This window comes from Sphingobium sp. FG11 (assembly GCF_057809915.1).
Window position 1 is genome coordinate 1 of the sequence record NZ_JBMDKW010000026.1, and the last position, 21,092, is coordinate 21,092.

Consider the following 21,092-nt stretch of genomic DNA (forward strand, 5'->3'; position numbering starts at 1 on the left):
ATCGCACTGGCAGCCACCGTCATCTTCTGGCTCTGATCAGTGAGTCCTGACCCTAAATTGAGGTAGTAGGCTGGCAATAAAATGCGACCTAGCAGGAAATTGATGACGATCCGTCCATTGCTGCAAGCATGCATCGCCCGGCGGTGGTGATATTGGGCGAAAAAGTCAAACACTATGCGTCCGGGACACTGATCGCCTGACAAAATTCATCGATGTCGCGCCTCTGCCCATATGGTTTGGGCAGTTCTGATTGGATGATCAAGGTCGACTGAATTATCCAAATAGGTTCTAATCAGGCGTTTCAAAGTAGGATCGTCGATATGTCCGTCAGCGTGCAAGGCACGGGCGAGCATATGGTGCCGTACCGAAAATGGCGCTCCGGCAAGTATGGGTGTTAGCGGCAGCCGGCTGTATCGTTGGCGGATCATATCTTCATAAATTACTCTTCCCTCGCGGATATTCTTGGCGAACTCGGCGTCAATCTCGACCGAGGCCGCGAAATCCCGCCATTTGAAGGGAATGTCGATAAAGCCGGAATCATAATAAGCAAAGGGTACGCCATAAGCGCTGGCCACGATCGCGCCGTGCAATGCTCCCGCCAAGATGAAGTCGGCTTGCGCGATCATTTCAAGAAATGAGCATAATGCGCCTATGGTGCCCGGAATTCCGGCGCGCACGACACGGTCGGCCCCCGATCGACGCAGAATGTCTTCGTCATTTTGCGGATCAAGAATATGGATGATGCAAAGCACATCTCCTTTTTCGCCACTGGGTGGGGAGGGGTGCAGTATCGGAGCCAGCAGCCCTGGGTCACCCAATATTGTATCGGGAGGAAGGTTCAGGCCATCACGTGTCAGGGGCCCGCGAACGCCAAAGAAGCGCGCTTTGCTTTTCGCCCAGGCCGGCAGTGCGTTTTCGTCACGCATTCCGCATCCCCAAAATGCTACACAGCCCCGCTCAAGCGGCACATTCACATTTTGAAGGTCTTCCTCGATTTGCGAGGACGTGATGACGCTCCCGACCAGATGGTACGCATCGGCAGGAAAGGACGGCAGAACCATTAGGCGATCAAGGAATAGTTCCGTGAGATAATCGCCAAAATTCTGGGCCGCCCACGGTTTATTCTGGCGCCAGTATCGAACGGGATGCCCCCTTGAAATGGCGTTTGCATCAGTCATGGTTTCTCTAGGTTCCTCTGGGGCATGTACGATTCGTGCTTTGGCTGTGCTGATCCAGTTACGACCAGTCACTCAGCATCTCGGGGGCAGATGATAGAAGGAATCAGATTAGAGAGATTGATCAATAATATTATACGCTGGTATCGCGCTGACCCAGCATTTGCAGCCTTAGTTCAGCAAGAATAGTGCTGGCGTCGCTCACGGAAAAGCCGCTTGTACAGTCGATAAGGCCGTGCTGCTCGAATTGCTCCAGAAAGCGTTCCATCCGGTCGATTGCCTGTTCCAGATCGTCCATGCTACCCTCCTGACCTAATACTGCAAGCCATTCTAATCACTATGGTCGCGACCAGAAAGGCTAATATGAGAAGGCTTCTTCATCCCGTTCCTTCGCAGTGAGGGCGTGGCGTGGCGGCGTGCGCGACATGTGGTCAATGATGGCCTGGCGGATAGCTGGTTTGTGGAGGGAAGGGCCGAGCATGACATGGGCGGCCGGGATTTGATATCGGGCACATGTCGGACACGGGGCGTCCACGCGCGCCACCGCACATCTGCAGGAGAGACCTCCTGGTGCCGATGATGCCCACGGACCAGTACAAGCCTCGTGCGCTGAGCGCCTGTCGAAACGCCGCCGACCGGCTCTATCGGGCATCGGCCAGCGCGCAGCCGAAGCGCGCGCCGGCAGCGATGAGGTGGTCGATCTTCTCAATAGCGATGTCAGGCTTGGTGCGATAGGCCGGGAAATCTGCGGGCACTCCGGCCCTGTCCATCCGGGCCGTATCACTGGTCCAGCTTTCCGGCAGAAATAGCCGCAAACCCATAACCGGAACTTTTCCCGAGGCCAGTGTCCGATACCAGAGTCTGGCAGTTCGCATTCTTGCCCAGTGCCGTTGCATACTGGGGCGCAACGCCGACCGAGGCCTTGCCCTGCTTGGGTAGGGCTGTTCGTCGATGATCCACCGCGCTCTTGGATCAGTTCACCCATAACCTGCCACATCCTCGCGACTGGCAACGATAGCTTGCGGTTCAAGAACGGCTCGGCTCAGCACCACAAAAACAGGGAAAAATCCCGTCTTGACCCACCCCTGACATCCGAAACATAATCGCAAGGCGGGTCACTTCTCGATGAAAACCCAAGGTCACTTCTCAGCAGCAATCAACATGCTTCGCTTCCAGCGGCCTGCTGTTCCAGATACCTGCGCCTATGATGTGATGCAGCCGATCATAGTTGAGTGCCTCAGCTCGCGACGCCGTGATCACTCGGACCAATCAAACCGGCGATTTAAGCCCGGCATATCCGACGCCGCGTCTTGTTGCCCAGAACCTTCAGATACGGTTCAAGCCAGCGTGCCAGATCTGCTCGCAGTCCTCGTCCATCACCAGCCCCTATTAAAGCTGGCCCCCATGAATCGCCGATCCATGGAAAAGGAAATCCCAAAATTACAATTCTGCCAAATTGGTGCTAGGGATTGGGTTGCGAACGAACAAGATGCACTCCCGCTGCCTGGGCGTCTGTGTCGCGAGGCCATGTCCCGTGTAGACGCATGCGATATGGCCTCCCACCGACTATGTTGACTAGGCGGCCCACGCCATTTCCATTTGTTTTAAGGATGAAATTTGTAATATCGACGTCGACCAAGTCGAGGGTCGCATCCACCTTAATAGCAGCTTCGATCGGGAAAGTTGCTTTGCTCACATCGCAGACAACTTGGTTCCAACGGCTCGGTCCTTTTACATGGAGGCAGGCTGCCCTTGGCGAAACGATCATAATATTCGAAAATACGCTGTGTTTAGCTGGACCATCTGACCATATGCCATCCCCCTGTGGCACTACGATACGGACGGCATAAAATTTATTGTCAGGATCGCCCACATATAGCGCAGGAGGGGATCGAAGGTCGATTCGTGAGCGGGTGGAAGTGATGTTACGCCATATCGCCGATCCGCCCGCGCCGATGTCGGCTATGAAGGATCCGAACGAACCAACGTCGCTAGCATCCGATATCTGCGTCCCGGAGCCTGATCCATTATCTATGCCCGCCCCGATCCGCCCCGGGCCGCCTTGATCTGGACTATGTGTTCCTGAACCGCAGGCGCGTGTCCGGATTAGTGATAACCGGACGCCTTTAGGACGTTGTGGGCGGACTTTGTTGTCCGGTCCCATCTCGGCGATGCCGAAGCAATTATCAAAGCCTGCCCTCCCCCATAAACGCTTTCCGGTGAAATTATCAGCCTGAATAGACACCATGACACCACCCCATGGATCGGTCCCGAAATAACGGGAATCGGCGTAATCATTTTTGTCAGCCTGATGGTCAAATGAGAGGTTTGAGATGCTCGCATTGGTTGCAGCGGGCAGAATATCGATCAGTGGCGCTATCCTAGACCCTTTAGGGGCCGCCCATCTTAATATCGTCGACTGCCCCATCCCACTAATTTGGCTGTGTGGCGCCGATACCTTGAGAGTGCCATCCGCCCTCTTTACGCAAAACGTTCCGGCTGGAAGTTGCAGCAATCCTCCGGCAGCTTTTAGAATGGCGCGTTGCAATGCATCGGTTTGATCAAATCGGCAAGTGGCATCATCGACCAATCCAAGGTGCTGAACAGAAATTTCCCTTGCATTGGCAGTATGGCCTTTTGACAGGGCGTAAAAAATTGACAGTGATAGTATCAAGGCGCTTATATGATTACCAAATCTCTGAAAAAAAACACTCATTAATTCACTTTCTCCTGTGATCGGGTAATCGAACGCGGAATGTAGCAATAAGTTTCAACAGAATGCTATTTTGTTGAAATAGAAAATTATAATTAATCTACTAAATTTAACAAGATAAGTATAGAAATAAATTATAGTTTTTAACTATAAAAAAGAAGTTTTCTTTTTAAGAATCGAAAAAAAATTCTTATTTTCAATTTATTATTTCAATAATTTACAAATAATATAAGCTTTTTAAACTTCAATTTAAAATTGATGAGGCATATCTATAGATTTTATCCCCTCCCTCATTTGTATCAGCGCTTGACTGGCAGGGTGTCCATCGCTTATCCTCCACCGTCGTTGTTATATTGCCTGCTTCCGTCGAGGCTCATGGGCAGGCGGGTTTGCGATGCCATCGTATGCGAGCATTTTGCGTCATTCGTTGTGATGATCGCTACTATTCGGTTGAAGTACATAGGGGGATATTTGTGACGCGCCCGTTATTGATAGTCAGCCCCTTTGCGCCAACGGAAAATGGCATAGCAGACTATGTCGCTGAACTTCTGCCTTATCATGCCGAAGAATATGAGCCATATCTGGTCATTGCTAATGATCAACCAGTGCCGGTTTTTGATGGCGTGCCGGTAAAATTTCTTAGAGAAACAGAAGTTCTTGAAAGCAAAATCTTTGAAGATGCCGATTATATATACCATATTGGTAATAATCCGGATCATGTTTATGCGTTGAAGATTTTGGTCGAGCGTCCGGGCATTGTCGTGCTACATGATTTTTGCCTGAGTTATTTGCTGGAGGCGGCATCGCAGAATGTCGGTTCTTGGGATATATACAGGCGATGGGCGCAGCATGATTACGGAGATTATGGCGCGATACTATCGGATGATTTTCTCGCGATGGGTTGGCGGGGGCGTTTCATGGCCTTTGAACTCGCGCTCAACGGCATCGTGCTTGCCAATGCCACCGCACTCATCGTGCATAGCCGCTACAGTCAATTCAAGGCTGCGGCGCGCCGGCCTGGGCTACCGGTACATTACCTACCTCACCATGTATCCCAGCGTGCGCGTGATGCGCGACGCATTTCCCGCGAAGATGCTCGACGCCGTCTTGGCCTGCCTGAATCGCAGCTAATCATCTCTGCTCTCGGTTTTGTGACAAGGCCGAAATTGATCGATCGATCGCTGGCAAGTCTCGCGCGTATTCGAGCCCATGTGCCAGATTTCAGCTTGGTGATTGCGGGTGAGCGGCGCCCGCACGAGTATGATGTGAATGCCGACATCGCGGCGAGCGGACTGAGTGATCGGGTGATCTGCACCGACTATCTTAGCGAGGATGATTTTTTTCTTCATCTCGCCGCTGCAGACATCATCCTGAACATGCGGTTTCCGATTGGCGGAGAGTCGTCGGGAACGTTAGCGCGCGGTATCGGCTGCGGCAGAGCCTGCATCGTTCTCGATTATGGCCCTATGGGTGAGATGCCAGATGGTGCGGTCGCCAAAATTCCCTTCGGTCCAAACCTAGATGCCGTGCTGGATCAGACCCTGCTCAATTTACTTACTGAACAATCAGTGCGGCAGAACATTGAACGTGAGGCGTTAAAGATTTCTGCGGAATGGACGCCCCAAGCCTCTGCGACACGGTATCACGCTATAATTGAGGAAAATTCTGCGCGGCGTTCTGCGGTAGTGCCGGGGGTATCTCTGACGGCGCGAGGTCGCACTACTGCGCGATCCATCCTGTTGGGAGGGAAATTCGAAGCAGTAAGGTCCTACAAATCCTTGTGGTGGCGCTATCCCATCGTCTTTGGTAATGAAAAGTCGGGAAATGCACGAATTCTCTGCGTGGATGAAAGCGGCGAGGGGCGTTATTGCCTTGAACATCTGTTCGACTGGCCGGCTGAAGCCATCAGCAGTGTTGGCATTTCGGCGTTGCTCGCTGGCGAAGATGACCAGAATGTTTATGATGCAGCCCTGTTAGTGCTAGATGCCGCTGTTTTCGAGAAGCCGGAAGATGTCTACCGCGCAATAGCGGGTCGGTTACGTTGGGGGGCTGCGCTCGTGGTTGAGTTAATCGATTCTGCGAGCCCCGGCGATAGCAATGCGCCCCAGGCTCATAATGTGTTGACGGCGCTGGGCTGTTCGGAAACGCATCTTTTCTCGGAGAGCGATCTGGCACCAGAACTGGAAGATGGACTGAACCGGCGATTGCCAAACACACGGTTTGTAGGAATAGGCCTGCGCTCGTCCGACGCGGTCGCGCTGTCACCCAGTCGGGGTTCCGGCACCAATTTCCGCCGTGCAGGTCCGATCGACGGGTCTTGGATGTTGAAATGAAACCTTTGAATACTGGAGTCTGCGATGGATGCTTCGTTAACGCCTCTGACGGATCACGCAACAATTGCAGTCTATGAAGGCGCGATAACCGGTATCAATAAAAAAAGCCTGGTTGGATGGGCTTGGGACGAATCGCGTCCGGACGAGGCGATCAGTATTGATCTGTTCATCGGCGATATAAAAGTTGCGACCGTCACTGCCGGCGCTTTCAGCCAGGAGCTGTATCTTCGGCGCAAGGGCAATGGCTTTCACCAATTCGAAGCCCCACTTGCTATCAGCGATGCGCAATTATCCGGGTCGGGTGACGCTTCGGAAGTCGTAATGCGCGTATCAGGTTCGGATGAGCAGGTGGGCCGCCCGTTTCTGCTTACCCGTGAGACTTTGCTTTCGTTAGCGGCCGGTCGTCGCGTCGTCGGGAAAATCGAGCAATTGCGTGATGGTAAAATAGAGGGTTGGGTTGCCGATCTCGACTTTGACGACGCAATTCCATCGCTGAAACTATCCTATGATGATTCGGCAATGCCGATCAGCATCCTGCCGCAACGTGTCAACTCTATCGTGCACCACGGCAACATCATTACCGGTTGGCGTTTTTCGGCCGCATTGCCTACGTCTGCGCTGGATGGACGCGTTCATATTATAGCTGCCCATTCGAATTTGGACGAATTGGAAGGGTCGCCTTTGCTGGTGGGTCCGTCAGCGGCGAGCGACGTAACAAATGCAATCGGTGCCCAAGCGCGTGAAATTGCTGATCTCCGCAATCGACTCGCGATTTTGCCGGGGTTCAAATCGACCGACGCATTGATGGATGATCTGGCGAAGCGAGTACTCGACCGGGTCGATATGCTTATGTCGATCTATCGTGATAATATTGAACATGAACTCGGACTGATGCGCAATGAATTGGTTAAATACGCCACCACTGGCGGGGCGCTCGGTAATCCCTCGCCCGTTGTCGCGCTCTCATCAGTCGTCGCGCCGGTACTCAAGGCATCTGCAGGTGATGCTTCTTTGCAACAGGAGATTGTCTTTGACGAGACTTTGGCGCTGTCTAGCGGAATCGTCGATATAAAAACTGACGGCGCCCAAATTTATGGGCTGCTTGGTGACGCGATCGAATTGACACTTCCATCACCTGTCCGCTCCGGGCAACTGATCGTTGTAGAGGGTATCGGAGCCATACGTTCATCAGAGCTTTTGGAATGGCAGTTTTCGGGTGAGGACACGCCGTTTCTTGGTCGCTTTGAAATCAGGGAGGGAGGATACTGGCGATTCGTTGGTCGTATGGTGCGGGATGAAGGGAAGGGTGAAACTCGCATCCTTCGTATCGCACCAACATCCTCCTATACCGAAGTCCTTTCCGACGAGCCGACGCTAAAAATTACTCGTCTGTCGCTTCCTGCAGGGCTTGTCCGCGCAGTGAATGCTGCCGACTTGCCTATTGCCGTTGCCGAGCATATCGCCGGAAAAATCAACGGCTTTGGATGGCATGCGGAGGAGATCGGCGCAGATGGTGCTTATCGTTGGATGGGGTTACGTGCGGGCCTAAGAATTGATTTGAAACACGGCCCCGCACGTAAGATCACCATCATTGGCGAAGACAGTGTGCCGCATGACGTCGTAGACGGCGAGGCGCTTCAGTTATATGCTAACTATGAACAAATACCGATGCAGGTTCGCGATACTCAAAAGGCGATGCAGCGCTGGGCAGCGACTGTAGAATTATCTGAGGCGATTTCAGGGGAGAATGTCCTCTTCGAATTTGTGTCAGGAGAAGGTGTTGCAAAGTCGCCTTATGACTATGCGTCTATCAGCGATCCGCGCATCCTGTCTTTCTCCATCCGCGCTATAAGCTGGGATCAGACAGCCTGAGGCCGAGCGAGGTGGCGATCTAGGAAGGTATGGCACGCATGAATACCAGTGCAGTCGTTTTTGTTGAAATGCTTCAACGAGTAGGAACGCCCATAACCCGGGCTATCGCGGCTTGTGACGGTGGAGGCGTGCTATTATCGACGGATCGTTCAAATAGCTTTTTGGATATTCTGTTCCAATGCTGTGCGGCGGGGGCGGCAGATCGGGTCAGCATCCTTAATACCAAGCTGAGCGAAGAGCGGCCGCAGTTGGCAACCACGGATGGCGTGCAATTATATGCATCGCGCGGAACCTATGCGGGTTTTGACCGGCCGGCCAAAAAGCCGGTGATGTCCCTTGATCGTCTGGGACTGCTTATGGGCCAGGTTGTGGCTGTTGCGTTGGATGGGGAGGCGATCAAATCCAAGGTCTGGCGTGGCGCTAATGCGCTGATTGCGCGCGACCGACCTATTTTTGTGGCCTATGCCCAAGATGATGAGGACGTTCTCGCTGAGTTGAAAGCGTGGGGTTATGTCTTCAAACCCTTTATATATTGGGGTTATCCTCGGGCTGCGACGGTGTTCGTTATGGCGGTTCCGCAAGAAAGGGCAGAACTGCTGCTAGATGGTGATGGGCCGTTAATCGCGCCTCCGTCGGCGATTGCACCGCATAAGGGGGGTGGTGCGATCACCAAGCCCTTCCCTCAGACTCGCTTCCAGGCACGCGACCTGGAGCTTGCATCGGGCTTTTACGATCTGGAAACGACGGAATATGGATCTTGGGTGTGGTCAGGGCCATCGAAGGAAAGCAGGATCGTTTTGCCTTCTACTTGGGTGGGTTCCCATATGATGACAGTTTCCGTCATTAACATGGCCGAATCAGGCAACCGTGCAGATCTTCAGTTCCGCATTAATGGGCGGCCAGTGGTTAGTCATATTACGCATCGAGGCATGGAATTTTCGACATTCATAAGGCCGGAAGAGTTTTCGGGAGCATTTACGCTTTCGGTTATCGCCAAGCATGTGTCGCAACCCAATAATATGGACCCGCGGCGGCTTGGTTGCTGTATCAATCAGGTAGAAGTGAGCTGGTCATAATATGAATATTTTGATGATCGCTCCGATGCCGACACATCCGGCAACACAGGGTAGCCGGCAGCGAGCGTTCGACATGGCGCGCGCTTTTCAGAAAAAAGGTGATTCGGTTACCTTTCTCTATTGGGCGGCGGAAGGCCTGGAGCCGGGGGGGCGGCAGGCTATGGCAGAAGCATGGGACGATGTCCAGATTGTGTCTTGCGATGGGCATGTTCCGCGCAGGTCCAATCCTGCTTACTTCGGTATCGACGACTGGTATCATGAAGCGATCGGAGAACGCATCAAAGCATTACGCGTTGAACGGACATTTGATGCCTGTGTCGTTAACTATGTTTGGCTATCTCGCGCCTTGCTGGCGCTTCCGGACGATTGCGTCAAGATCATTGATACGCATGACCTGTTTGGGGATAGGGCTGAGAAATTTACCGCGATCGGGCGCCGGCCGGAATGGTATTATACTAGCATTCCCGAGGAGCGTCGTGGACTGGATCGCGCGGACCTGGTGATTGCGATACAGGCTGAGGAAGCGATCGAAGCACAAAGGCGAACCAACAGCGAAGTATCAGAAGTGGGCTTTCTGGCACGCCCTTATCCGGTTCGGCGGCGCCGAAAAGCCAGCGATGCCGAGATTATCATCGGATATATCGGCAGTTCAAATCCATTTAATGTGACATCGCTGGTGGCCTTTTGCGAAGGGCTGAGTTCGGTCGACATTCCCACTAATGTCCGTTTTGTCGCAGCCGGACCTATTTGCGACGTGTTGCAGGCGATCCCGATGCAACCGTTCGAGTTATTGGGCCGCGTGCCTAATCTCGACGATTTTTATGCCGCTATCGATATAGCCCTCAATCCGATGATGGGTGGAACGGGCCTGAAAATAAAGACCGTCGAGGCCCTGGCGCACGGGGTAGGTCTTATCGGAACGGTTTCCGCCTTTACAGGCATACCAACCGATGTCCCGGAACAGGGCTGCCGTACGATCGAACAGGTCGTCCAAGCCGTTGAGCATGTCTGGACACAACCCGGCGCCGTGGATCTTCTCCGGAAACGGTCGATGAGCGTTTTTGAGAGCTATATTTCGACCCAGGAGCGCCATTTCTCCGATATTTACAAGCGGATTGGCGCGTTGCGACAAGCGCGCCTGGCCGGCGTATCCGTAGATACGCAGCTTGGCTTCGCGCAAGCAGCTGATAATAAAGAAGTCAAGCTATCGAACGCTGTTTTAGGATCGCCTGTCTTTCCAAGCAGCGAAGTGCAGGGGGCAAAAATTTCTGCGGTCGAAAAAAAGACAGCGACAACGCCTTCAGGAAGAAGGCGAAAAATCTGATTGGAAACTTTAAGATTTTATTCTGTAAAAAGGAATAGTTCTTCAACTTTTATCGATTGAATGAAATTTCGTAGGCGCAGCAGGATAATCATAAATATTCATATCTTGTTACTATTGCTAAATCGTCATTAAGTTGCTGTAGAGATAGAAGTAAAAATCAATTTCTTTTTACAAGTGCCGATTTTTGATCGCGCCGATTTCTTGCTTGACTTGGAATTGGTGAGAACGGCGAGCCCTTATTCTAGAGATTTATGAGCTGGCCGGGTCTTTTGGCATAATAGTTAGTTCGGCAATACAGTAGGCTATGGACGGGCCAGTGGCGCGGTGTAAGGCGCTGACGGTTGCAAACTCAACATCGTGCTCGACCGATCGGGGTAGGCTGGGGCCACATGCAGCAGCAGGCCTCAAGCAGTGAGGGGCGGCAATCCGATCATTATGATGCCTTTCGTCGCTATCAGATACTGGCTAAGTTTGTCCAAAAATACTCTCCCTTGCCGCAGCCCTCGCTGTGGCGATAATATTTTGACATGCGACGGTGGTTGAGAGCGGCTGATCGGATGGAAGCTCGCAAGGACGGCGCCTGGCAACCCGCGAAGGAAACTGGGATGAATGTTTACCTGTTGTCGTCGGCTTTCGCTTATTTGCTCGTAGTGCCGTTACCGGCGATCGGGCAAAATATCATAGCCAGCCATGCAGAGATGCCAACTGCCAATTCGATTCCCATACCTGCTGCCAAGATTGGTATTTCACCTCCAAATGACGGCCCAACCAGTGCGAATCTGGATGCCGCTATTTCGAGGGCAGAGGTGGTCATAGCGCAGGACTATTTTGGGGATGCTCGCGGGCAGGTTCAGATAATGCCAAGCGTAATCGATACGCCCGGCGTCGATGTCAGCCAGCCGCTTGCGCTTCAGGGCGCTGGTGAGCAACAGACGGTTGTCCGTTTGTTTGGGCGAGCTAACAGATCTGCGGTGAAAATAATGCCGCAGCGTTTTGGTACTTGGGCTAAGGCTCTTAATTCTTATGCCTCGTTGCTCCACCTTTCGATCAGCGGCAACGGCGCGAATCAAGATTCTTTGAGCAACGGAATAGAATATCCTGCTACCGAATGGAATCTAGCCGACGAATATGGCATGGCGGGGAAGCTAACTGATATAACAATTAGCAACGTTAAGAGCGACGCAATTTTTATAGGAAGAAATCGTAATTCTGCCGTTTTTAACGGAATAACCATAAGATGGTCAGGTGGAAATGGAATTTCAGTAAATTCATTTGATAATATCATGAATAATTTGATTGTAGGAAGTAATAAATCCAATGGAATACAATTGTCTCAGGGGGGAGGGAATTTTTTCACCACAACAAGCGCATTTTTCAATGATAAAAATGGTTATGTTATCTCTCCCTATAATTATATTTCCAATAGTTGGATAGGCGGAACATTCGATGCCAATGGCCGAAATGGTGCCTACATCGACGAGGGTAGCCGTCCACAGGTCAGCCATCAGATAATCGGTGCGCGCTTTACCGGGAATAGTCGACTGGATCGAGGGGCCTCATCTGATGTGAATATCGTCAATGCGCCTACGCCGGCTGTACTTATGGGCAATGTCCATCTTTTCAATAATAAGAATCGACCAAAATATCTTGTGCAGCTTGGATCGAGTAGCGATTTTACCTATGGTATTGGACTTGCATATTCAATGTCATCGCCTCCCTGGGGCACGGCGTTTAGCAATTATCCACAAAATATCATACTTGCGGGCAATCAGCAGGCTCGCCTTGTTCATCCGACGGGGACCGTGGACAGTTTGGCCATCTATATGGGGGCTGACGAAACAGCTCGTTTCGAGCGCGACAAGACAACTATTTCCCGACTGAGAGTCGACACGTTTTCTACCTCTGTCCGCATCGTAACAAGCGCTGCGCCAATAACGACGAGTGAAGGCGAAAGCGTGATCATCGTGAAGAAGGCGGCGCACTCACCTACGGAGGTGCGGCTAACCACTCCAAAAATGACGGGGCAGCAAATCATCATCAAAGATGGGAAGGGGGATGCGGCGACCTACGCTATCACCATTGCTCCATTGGCAGGGACGATTGATGGCAGCGCGAGTTATGCAATAAAGAGCGCATATGGTGTCGCAAGGCTTATCTGGAACGGAATAGACTGGAATCTGCTATGACAGCCTTAACAAATGAACAGGTTTGGCATTGGCGGGGGTTTGGCTTCGATTAATCAATCGAATGCAATGTTCCGAGTCCGTGAATCCAATTGAGGTGATGCAGTATGTCGGGTTTTCTTCAGAAGCTTAGGCGGAAAAGAACGCCCCAACCTTCCGCCGCGGTCGATGCCTCCTTGCTGGCGAGGGCGGGCGGTCATGCTTTGGCACCTCTGGAAATGTGCCGCATGCTGGCTCAAGGCCATGATGGCCGGGCATCGCCAGAAGATATATATTTCTGCTTCCGTTTATTGCTTGGGCGTGCGCCTAATTCGGAAGAAGTGCCGGGGCATATGGATGCAGTAGGCTTGGATTTGGTGAATTGCGTTCGGCAATATCTCAATTCGCAGGAATTTGCTGCCCGCGATCTATTGGCGCTTCCTGAAGGAGGATTGATGCTCGTCGATTGTGAAGGCTACGCTCTTTATGTCGATCCTGAGGATGATGCAGTCGGCAAACATGTTACGCGAGGTGGATATGAAACCCATGTTGCATCCATATTTCGCCAATATCTCAAGCCGGGAAATGCGGTAGTAGATATAGGGGCCAATTTGGGTTATTTTACTGCCCTTGCCGCTCATTTGGTAGGACCGACCGGGCAAGTCGTGTCGATTGAGCCAAACGCCAGAAATTGCCGATATATCGAAGCTACCCGGCGACATAACGGATTTGGATGGCAGTCCACACATTGCTTGGCAGCGAGCGATAGGAACGCTGCGCTTGTTCTGAATTCAGCTTACTCCAATGGCTCCGTATCGCAGCCAGCAGATAGCCTGGCCATACTGATGCGATCAACTATCGTTCCGGGTGTCAAGCTCGACGACATTTTGAAACTGAAGCAACTCGATTTTATCAAAATAGACGTCGAAGGCCACGAGTGGTTAGCGTTGCAAGGATTTCAGCAGCACCTGAACCGTTTTCAACCTTTGATTGTGTCAGAATTCTCGGCTAGCGGGATGCACGATCCGGTTGGTTATCTGCGCTTTCTCCACGAACTAGGATATGACCTCTCTGCTATCCAATATGATGGGTCGCTTGTTGATTTTGCACAGGATGCCCAAGCCGTTGTGGCACATTGGCGTGCATCAGGCGTAGACCACATAGACATCTTAGCCGTTCCGAAAGATAGAGCATAGGACATGAAATAGGAGTCGTGTCACGAATTCAAGAATCGGAAAATATGATTTATTGTCGTTGGAAGGTGGAACATGGGGAAAGCCTTTCGAGCGACCTAGGCGGCTGAGCACCTCCATTTACCCGATGAACTGAGCGGCCTGTGGGCACGATGTCCGGGTGGGGCGTGATGGTTTTTGCCTCTCGATATCGGTCCGTTTTAACGGATTCCGATAGTCTAGGACGCAACTATCCTATTGCTGCCGGGACTCGTTGAAGATCAGACGATGCATGCTGAACGCCAGGTTGGCGAGCGTGATAATGGTCTCGACCCGGTCGATGCCGATGGTGCGGATGAACGAGTCCATGACCGCCTTTTGGGCAACACGTGCTCGACTTAGGCGCGGACTTTGGACTTGGTGGCGTCGCGGCACCGGACATTCTCGGGCATCGGCCGGCCCTTAGGCTTCCTGCGGTGCATATGGCCGATCCGACCCTGGACCTTGAGCCAGCGTTCGTTGCTCTGGCTACGGGCGGGTATCGGCCTAAACATCCGAGGCGGTGTTGTCGCCCGTCACCACATCGCGCAAATACGCCCGTCGTAGCGCGCCATTGGTGATCTTGCCTTCGCGGATAAAGCCGAAGGTCCGGCAGATCGAGATGCTGCTTTTGTAGCCGAAGCTCGGGATCGCAATGTCGAGCTGTGGCTTGCCGCTGGCGGCAGGACGAGCCTTGGCTAACTTCAGCGTCCAGCGCGTGTCGATATCCTTCTGCCGCCGGATCGTCCGGCCAGATCTCGGTGGCGATCTTGCCCTCTTTTACTCGGCCTCGGTGTTCCGTTGCTTGGCGCCGCGACCAGCGTGGCGCCGACCACCGATCGGCAGGCAACCGCGCGCCTTCAGTTGGTGGTCAAAATCGGCTAACAGCGTGTCGAGCGGGCCGGTCGTACTCTACTCAGCCGGTCGCGGATCAGCCATTCCGTGCGGGCATCTAACGCATCGTTCTGCGCCGCCAGCACCCGAATCTTCATTGTAACTGGGGCATAGGGCGGGCCCCCAACTCTTGGCGCCGTCTGAATAGGCCAGCGCGGCCAACAACACCGACAGAACGCCTCAGAAATTCACGACACTCGCCAGCACCTCCAGTGGATCGTCGTCCGCCGAAAACCGCCTCATCTGGTCCGATAACCCGAAAAGCTCCGATATCGCATCGCTCGCTCCCGCTGTCCGGAGCTAATGAATCATCCCTATGCCGTCTCGGCGAGCGGTAGATGGAAGCGCCCAAGTGTGGTCACATATCAGAAATTCGGCTGCGGCATATGAGTCGGTGGCCTAGAAAGAATACTCAGAATATCGGTTTCTCTGAGCAAAGGGTAATCGGGCGGTGACTAACCGACAGGTTTGATAGCGATGCAGGCCATCCCGCCGTGCCAATGCTGGGAGCGATATACCTTCACGTCAGTAAAGCCATTTTCCTCAAAAAAATCCATGTTAAAACGTTGAACATGCCCAACCGATAAATTTTGCTCGGCAAAGGGGCAGGCGATAATCACATATTGCTTAGCCACATTTGCTAGCGCCTCGATAAACCCAACCGGATCGTTGACATGCTCAATCGTATGGCTGGCGAGGACAATGTCCCACGCATCCAGCCCCTTCAGTTTGGCAACGTCGATAACCAGATATTCTAAGTCCGGATATTCACTCGCAGCCGCTTGAATTGCCGCTTCATCCAGATCGAGCGCCGTCACTCGATTCAGCTTCAAGCGCGCAAAAGAGGCAGGATGATGGATAGCACGTAATAAAGCGGTTCCCGCAGCAGTGCGCGCGCCCACATCAAGAAGAGACATGTGGCGATAACCAGTTATTTTCTCGCCGATAAAGGAAGAAAGATCACTGTAGAAGGAAAGCGACTGACTGTCGCATTTGACCTTCATGTCCGAAGCAGCATCAACGTATCCAGGCCATTTGGAGAAAATTTCAACCACGGTTATCTCCCAAAAACAACTATTACTGCATGCTGTCATAAAATCTATAAAATAGCTCAATCAATTCTTCGAGGTTATGGTACACTTTCGGCTGAGCCTGACCCACGGGAATTTGAATGTGATGCCTCCCAATTCCAACGAAGGATTCAGCAGGAATGTGATGCATCTGATAGCTATTTCGAATGTGAGGGTAGATCGGAATATTGATACGCGCCAGCGCAAAAGGATGGACCTGAGGAAATTTCACTTCCTCATCAATCGCTGTTGCCATACGGCGAGCCATCTCAAATAAAACAAAATTTTTGGGATGATTGACAGTATAAAAGCATTTCCTATCGCGAACATTGCTATCGAGATAAGGGGATATACTAATATCGAGCCCTTGCTCCCTAATTTTCAATTCCTCCAAGGATTTTTCCATAGGCTCAGGATAATAGGTTGAAAATATATCTTCATTGTATAGGTATAAACAATCTGCTACAGATTTCCCTTGCGCGTGAAAATAATGCACAAGCCTCATGTGATAATCATCTAAAGGGCCAATAATTTTCCCAATATTTTCTTTGTAGAAATATTCTATATCAGGAAAATATCCATTAAAATATATATTTGGCCACGATATTACTTTTGGAAAATTGGATTTTAAATCTGATGTTCTAAGAAAACTTATAGGGTAGTCATCTGAAACGCGCTGCGAGAATATAACATCGACCGTACTGAGTTGCTTAATCACACTTTCCTCATCGGTTTTTGTGAGGACATGTACCGCTGGAATTCGAACAATATTCCAGTCGGTGTACATCATAAACATAGCTTCTAATGCTTGGGCTTGACAATTACCAACTATCGCAACATCAACCATTTTAGATCTCAATCTCAATTATTAATCAACGCCGCGCCTAGAATAGATTTCGATCCCTTTATCATCTGCTTGATTTGTGTTTCACTTGTATCGTGTCTCACCAGATCGGCTACCGGGATATAGCCTATGGAGTTGCGGGGATCATTTTTTACAAACCCAAACTGGCTGATATCCTTTTCGTCCCACCATCTATTGAGATTTTCCAAATGCCCTCTCGATTGTGGCCCGAGAAAAAGAAAGATTTCCGAGGATGAAATACGCTGCGGCCGGATTTCATCGCGAGCGAATAAATCCATGTCATTATTCCAGAACGCTGCGAGAATATCTTTGCCGAGGGTGTGATAGCCCATGAACATGGTGCCGAAATCCCAATCCAAAGTAAATTCTTCGTACATGGAATTTTCGAGTTCAGCATAAAGATCAGGCAGGAAGGAGCAGTGAAGAGACCACCAAGCTTCCTCTAGGGTGCGATGCCTATTGGACAATGCCCCTTCGGATGCATGAATTTGATCATTGAGTTGGCAGAATGGGCCATAGACGCTCGCGATCTTGCCGCGCACGCCAGCGTCCCCTTTTTTGAACCGCTCGCCGAAATTTTCAAATTCGAAATGCAACTTGTTGAGTAGGTCAAAGCTTATGTTCTTCATCGTGGGCACATCGAGCTTACCGCCATTGGCGCTTTCCAGGTCGCTTTCATACACATCGTTAATCTGACGTACGGTTTCTGCCAGCGCTTTGACGCAAGCTTTCAAATCCTGCTCGCCATTGTAGAAAACAGTATTAAAATTTCGAACGAAAGGAGATCCTGCTTGCGAAATCTGACGAGTGAATGCCTGCGTTCGAGCGAAATGCTTTAACCACTTATGGGCGCCTGGAGTCGATCGGGGTTGAAGAAATAAAGTAACGGCTCGTTTTCCGTTTTCATAAGGAACTTCAAGATCTAAGCGAACAAACTGGTTCGAAGTTGCCTCGCGATTAACGAAATAAGGCTGATATCCGTTACCGGATTTTATCATAATTTCGCCATTGGAACGAGTAATGATTTCGTCGCCTGTGATCGTGACGCTATGTGAAACGCGTTCAGGCCGTCCCATTAGGGACATCGTCTCGCTATATTCAGGCCGCCAGATACCCTCCCGCTCGAAATGGAATTCTTCAAAAGACGAATCTGAGCCAATTGCCGGGCGACTAATGAATTTGCGCTCCGCTGGCAAATGGACGAAAAATTCCGTGCCATCTCGAACAAAAGAAGTCGCGTCGGTTCGGATATACTGGCGCCCCTCATAGCTCACTAGGCCAAGATTGGGATCGTAGTAGCGATGGGATACCCCATCCCGCAGCTCGTAAAATTCGTCATCTTCGGTGCGGAACACGATATTGCCGCGGGCCGAAAGCGACGTCATATTCTGAGCAATCTGAACATTCCGTTTGCCAACACCAAATCGCATTCAATCCTCCGCACAATCCGAGTTTGGCCAGGTCGCGAGTGCGCTGCGTTAAACTCGAGGCAGCCAGCGCTTTCTATATTCTAGAAGTCGCATCGTTTTGACCAAAACCGGTTCCCACTTTTGCGCACTATGCTCTAAGCGCTTGCGCCATATAAGCTTGATGCACAGCGGCTGTCCGCTTGGCAACCCAAAAACCAGTCTATCGACGGGTGGCCGGTGTAGCGACAGCTCTCCGATTCCTCTGTGCGCACGCTGTTGGGACGTTCGCCTACAACATCTCCAGCATGATCAGGCCCACGCCCAGCGTCCGGGCATCGACGCTGGCTTCGGCCTCTTGGGGCGAAAGAGAATGCTCCACGCGCAGTTCAATAGCGATATCGCCGTTGCCTATGCAATCCACTGGCAAACGGATTTTCAATATCTGGATCGCCCCTCTAAGGGTGTAGCGGCCGATACAATATCCGTTAGCGGTTACACACAATTCCTGCCTCTCTCGATCGGCCGGAGAAAATGCCTGCACGGTCAAGCGAAGGTGGACTGGGCGAGCGGCATGATCGCTTGCCAAGCTGAAGCAAAGTTGTGACACTCCCTTGCTCCATACACCCCAATCCTCGCGCGGCCACCAGCCGGTTGCGAGAAAATGATCGGGCGCTGCGATTTGACCGAAACGAACCGGCCACTGTCGGGGCAGGACGGGATACCCAATGGGCGAAACCGGAAAGGGCGCTTCTTGAATGAAGTCCTGCCGTTCCGGTGAGCCAAGCCGACCATGCAACATATCGACGGATTCGACAATGCGCGCCATTTGGTAGCGCATATACGTTAATTCATCCCGCAAAGCCGACAGTTCGGTCAGCATGTCACCATGGAAAGCTGGCTCGGTCACGACATCCTCCGCCTCGGTCACAATAATAGCTCGTATGGATAATCTAGCATTTGTCTAGGACGGACCCAGCGAAACGTGCAGGGCAACCGGAGCGGCCTCGCGTATCACTTAAGTCAATTCCCTCTCGGCGATCATAGTTACATGAACGGGTGGTTGCGATGCTTCTCTGATTTCCCAATTATCACCCGAGCCAGACCAGCCGCAGCGTTCGAAAAGATCGCGGCTGAGGATGTTGGCATCAGTCGCCTTAATCTTTCCATGGACCGCGCCATTTACTAGCATGGCAGCCACGATGTCAGAAATGAATGCTATTTCTACTTCCAATCCCAGTACACTGCAACTCATCACAACCTGTTCAATCGTATCACCATCGATCAGGGCAAGACCCATCAAGCCATATTCGGTAAATTTATCCTGGACCGAGAAGACTTCTATCCTGCCGCCGCGATGGAATAAGCCGATAATCGCTTCCTGCTGCCAACGGCGGCCGGTCGTATTGAACTGATTAGTTTTGTTCAGTAGTTCTATAGCGCGTGCGAATTTTGGATGGTTGACCCCATCAATTTTGTGACGCGTGAGGCGTATATCGAGCGAAGCCAGAAACTCGGGCCGGGACATGACCGTGCGGGTTTTTTCGCGCTCGATCTGTGTCTGGATCATATCGGTCCGCCGACCGGCCTCGTCCGTTATTGCAGCGACCTGCATTTCTGGCGCCCATAACAGGATACGTCGAATGCTATATAAGTCCGCCCCCAGAACCCGGATTCCCGGATGTGCCTTCAACGCGGTTTCGCGTTCCACCGGATTATCGTCTATGAATACCACATTGCGGGGAAGGAGGCTTGTCTCGCGCATTATTTCGCCGATATTTTCAGCTCTGGAATGCCAGTTAATCTTGACCACTGCGAATTTATTGAGCGGAAGCCGATTGCCGATGATATCGGACCACAGCCTTCGAATATTAGATTCGTCATTTTTCGACGCAATGGCCAGTAGGATGCCCCGACGGCGCACATAGTTTAATGCTTCGATGAGTCCGAGTGGCCAGCCTTCGATCAAGGCAGGATTGTCGACGCCTTCTTCAGCCACTACGCCGCGCCACAGCGTATTGTCCAGACCGCAGATCACCAGCTTTACGCTGTCTTGTTGCATGAGTGTTCGGTATGATGCTGCCGTTTCCGTCCAGATGGCGAGAATATAATCGGCGTTTTTAATTTCGTTTACATCTGCAAGCTTTTGCGGCGGATGCAGCCTGTCTTGGTCCATGCTCCAGTCCCAATCCGACACGAAAGCACCATCACTATTCGTCATAATGATGTCATTCTGAATGAAACGGCGGCCAATCTGCGCGGCAATGTCGTCGATGCTGAGCAAATGTACATTATTACGTTTTTGCACATAATCCGCAACAAAGGCATTGAGTTCCCGAACAAAGGCGGCGGGATTGCGAATATCGTTGCGTGGCTGAAGTCTGCCGACGGAACTTGCTTGCGGTACTAAGAAGTCAGTAACAAAGCTCGTCAGGCCATGCTGGCCATTATAGCTGAGGCTACCATCAAGCATTGTTTTCAGGATTTTCTTCGAATGAGTGAGGCAATCCATATAGGGCTGGATATCATTCCAATCTAGCATCATGAACATGCCTTCGGGCATTACGGCGCGCAAAGGCAACATGATCAACTGAAAGGCATAATCGGTTATCGGGCGGGCCGGCTCTGGTAACTCGCCAGCGAAGTTATAGGTTATATGATCTGCTGATGCGCCGGCGAAAACCCGGTGAATATGGTGGCTAATGCCTTCGGCAAAGCATCCCCCTATGATGAGAGCGTGTTTTACCCTGACGGCTGTGGTGGCCAATTCGGTCGGCGCGTAAAAATAGGGAGAATGATTTTTATATTGCGGTTCTGCGTTGAGCATGATGTGCTGCTCCTGATTGATTTAAGGTAATCAGAAATGCCGTTGTGTTTCAAGAAGCTGTGCCGCAACGCATAAATGGCATATTTAGGATATGAAGGGCAATAAAAGGGGCGCCGGAGTTTGCTTCCGGCGCCTTTTTGTTTCTGCGGCGATCAGTTCAGGCG

14 protein-coding genes and 1 pseudogene are annotated in these 21,092 nt (G+C 51.6%); 6 read left to right on the forward strand and 9 right to left on the reverse strand.

The window, feature by feature from the left end; genetic code table 11:
- Positions 1–206: 206 nt before the first annotated feature.
- The 4 genes and pseudogenes from ACODSN_RS15785 to ACODSN_RS15800 form a co-directional block, all read right to left on the reverse strand.
- Positions 207–1,178: a polysaccharide pyruvyl transferase family protein gene (locus tag ACODSN_RS15785; protein ID WP_489056443.1), complete on the reverse strand. Its 972-nt coding sequence runs from the start codon at positions 1,176–1,178 to the stop codon at positions 207–209.
- Positions 1,179–1,308: 130 nt separating this feature from the next.
- Complete coding sequence (locus ACODSN_RS15790) at positions 1,309–1,473, reverse strand: hypothetical protein (protein ID WP_489056444.1); 165 nt, start codon at positions 1,471–1,473, stop codon at positions 1,309–1,311.
- A 191-nt stretch (positions 1,474–1,664) separates the two neighbouring features.
- Positions 1,665–2,120: pseudogene (locus ACODSN_RS15795) on the reverse strand (transposase); the annotation flags it as partial.
- Positions 2,121–2,637: 517 nt separating this feature from the next.
- Entirely contained in the window at positions 2,638–3,891 is a 1,254-nt protein-coding gene (locus ACODSN_RS15800) for a hypothetical protein (protein ID WP_489056445.1), read from the reverse strand.
- Between the two features lie 401 nt (positions 3,892–4,292).
- Here ACODSN_RS15800 and ACODSN_RS15805 point away from each other — a divergent pair, with 401 nt between their 5' ends.
- From ACODSN_RS15805 to ACODSN_RS15830, 6 genes are all read left to right on the forward strand, one after another.
- Entirely contained in the window at positions 4,293–6,221 is a 1,929-nt protein-coding gene (locus ACODSN_RS15805) for a glycosyltransferase (protein WP_489056446.1), read from the forward strand.
- Between the two features lie 24 nt (positions 6,222–6,245).
- Entirely contained in the window at positions 6,246–8,093 is a 1,848-nt protein-coding gene (locus ACODSN_RS15810; protein WP_489056447.1) for a hypothetical protein, read from the forward strand.
- 38 nt (positions 8,094–8,131) lie between these two features.
- Positions 8,132–9,169: a hypothetical protein gene (locus ACODSN_RS15815; protein WP_489056448.1), complete on the forward strand. Its 1,038-nt coding sequence runs from the start codon at positions 8,132–8,134 to the stop codon at positions 9,167–9,169.
- Position 9,170: 1 nt separating this feature from the next.
- Positions 9,171–10,493, forward strand: a complete 1,323-nt coding sequence (locus ACODSN_RS15820) for a glycosyltransferase (protein ID WP_489056449.1) — start codon at positions 9,171–9,173, stop codon at positions 10,491–10,493.
- Positions 10,494–11,098: 605 nt separating this feature from the next.
- Entirely contained in the window at positions 11,099–12,679 is a 1,581-nt protein-coding gene (locus ACODSN_RS15825; protein WP_489056450.1) for a right-handed parallel beta-helix repeat-containing protein, read from the forward strand.
- A gap of 104 nt (positions 12,680–12,783) precedes the next feature.
- Positions 12,784–13,851: an FkbM family methyltransferase gene (locus ACODSN_RS15830; RefSeq protein ID WP_489056451.1), complete on the forward strand. Its 1,068-nt coding sequence runs from the start codon at positions 12,784–12,786 to the stop codon at positions 13,849–13,851.
- Between the two features lie 1,364 nt (positions 13,852–15,215).
- On the opposite strand, the gene ACODSN_RS15835 is transcribed toward ACODSN_RS15830, so the two are convergent.
- The 5 genes from ACODSN_RS15835 to ACODSN_RS15855 form a co-directional block, all read right to left on the reverse strand.
- On the reverse strand, positions 15,216–15,815 hold the full coding sequence (locus ACODSN_RS15835; RefSeq protein ID WP_489056452.1) for a class I SAM-dependent methyltransferase: 600 nt from the start codon (positions 15,813–15,815) through the stop codon (positions 15,216–15,218).
- A 22-nt stretch (positions 15,816–15,837) separates the two neighbouring features.
- Positions 15,838–16,677, reverse strand: a complete 840-nt coding sequence (locus ACODSN_RS15840) for a WcbI family polysaccharide biosynthesis putative acetyltransferase (protein WP_489056453.1) — start codon at positions 16,675–16,677, stop codon at positions 15,838–15,840.
- 14 nt (positions 16,678–16,691) lie between these two features.
- Positions 16,692–18,125 (reverse strand): hypothetical protein, encoded by a 1,434-nt coding sequence (locus ACODSN_RS15845; protein ID WP_489056454.1) that lies wholly within the window; start codon positions 18,123–18,125, stop codon positions 16,692–16,694.
- 268 nt (positions 18,126–18,393) lie between these two features.
- Complete coding sequence (locus ACODSN_RS15850; RefSeq protein ID WP_489056455.1) at positions 18,394–19,032, reverse strand: hypothetical protein; 639 nt, start codon at positions 19,030–19,032, stop codon at positions 18,394–18,396.
- A gap of 87 nt (positions 19,033–19,119) precedes the next feature.
- Entirely contained in the window at positions 19,120–20,928 is a 1,809-nt protein-coding gene (locus ACODSN_RS15855) for an HAD-IIIC family phosphatase (RefSeq protein ID WP_489056456.1), read from the reverse strand.
- Positions 20,929–21,092: the final 164 nt, after the last annotated feature.

What these genes read in the sequence shown, in the direction of transcription:
- ACODSN_RS15855 (WP_489056456.1), bottom strand. Translation starts at nt 20,928, where the DNA reads ATGCTCAACGCAGAACCGCAATATAAAAATCATTCTCCCTATTTTTAC.
- ACODSN_RS15790 (WP_489056444.1), bottom strand. Translation starts at nt 1,473, where the DNA reads ATGGACGATCTGGAACAGGCAATCGACCGGATGGAACGCTTTCTGGAG.
- ACODSN_RS15830 (WP_489056451.1), top strand. Translation starts at nt 12,784, where the DNA reads ATGTCGGGTTTTCTTCAGAAGCTTAGGCGGAAAAGAACGCCCCAACCT.
- ACODSN_RS15815 (WP_489056448.1), top strand. Translation starts at nt 8,132, where the DNA reads ATGAATACCAGTGCAGTCGTTTTTGTTGAAATGCTTCAACGAGTAGGA.
- ACODSN_RS15785 (WP_489056443.1), bottom strand. Translation starts at nt 1,178, where the DNA reads ATGACTGATGCAAACGCCATTTCAAGGGGGCATCCCGTTCGATACTGG.
- ACODSN_RS15825 (WP_489056450.1), top strand. Translation starts at nt 11,099, where the DNA reads ATGAATGTTTACCTGTTGTCGTCGGCTTTCGCTTATTTGCTCGTAGTG.
- ACODSN_RS15820 (WP_489056449.1), top strand. Translation starts at nt 9,171, where the DNA reads ATGAATATTTTGATGATCGCTCCGATGCCGACACATCCGGCAACACAG.
- ACODSN_RS15845 (WP_489056454.1), bottom strand. Translation starts at nt 18,125, where the DNA reads ATGCGATTTGGTGTTGGCAAACGGAATGTTCAGATTGCTCAGAATATG.
- ACODSN_RS15840 (WP_489056453.1), bottom strand. Translation starts at nt 16,677, where the DNA reads ATGGTTGATGTTGCGATAGTTGGTAATTGTCAAGCCCAAGCATTAGAA.
- ACODSN_RS15805 (WP_489056446.1), top strand. Translation starts at nt 4,293, where the DNA reads ATGCGAGCATTTTGCGTCATTCGTTGTGATGATCGCTACTATTCGGTT.
- ACODSN_RS15810 (WP_489056447.1), top strand. Translation starts at nt 6,246, where the DNA reads ATGGATGCTTCGTTAACGCCTCTGACGGATCACGCAACAATTGCAGTC.
- ACODSN_RS15800 (WP_489056445.1), bottom strand. Translation starts at nt 3,891, where the DNA reads ATGAGTGTTTTTTTTCAGAGATTTGGTAATCATATAAGCGCCTTGATA.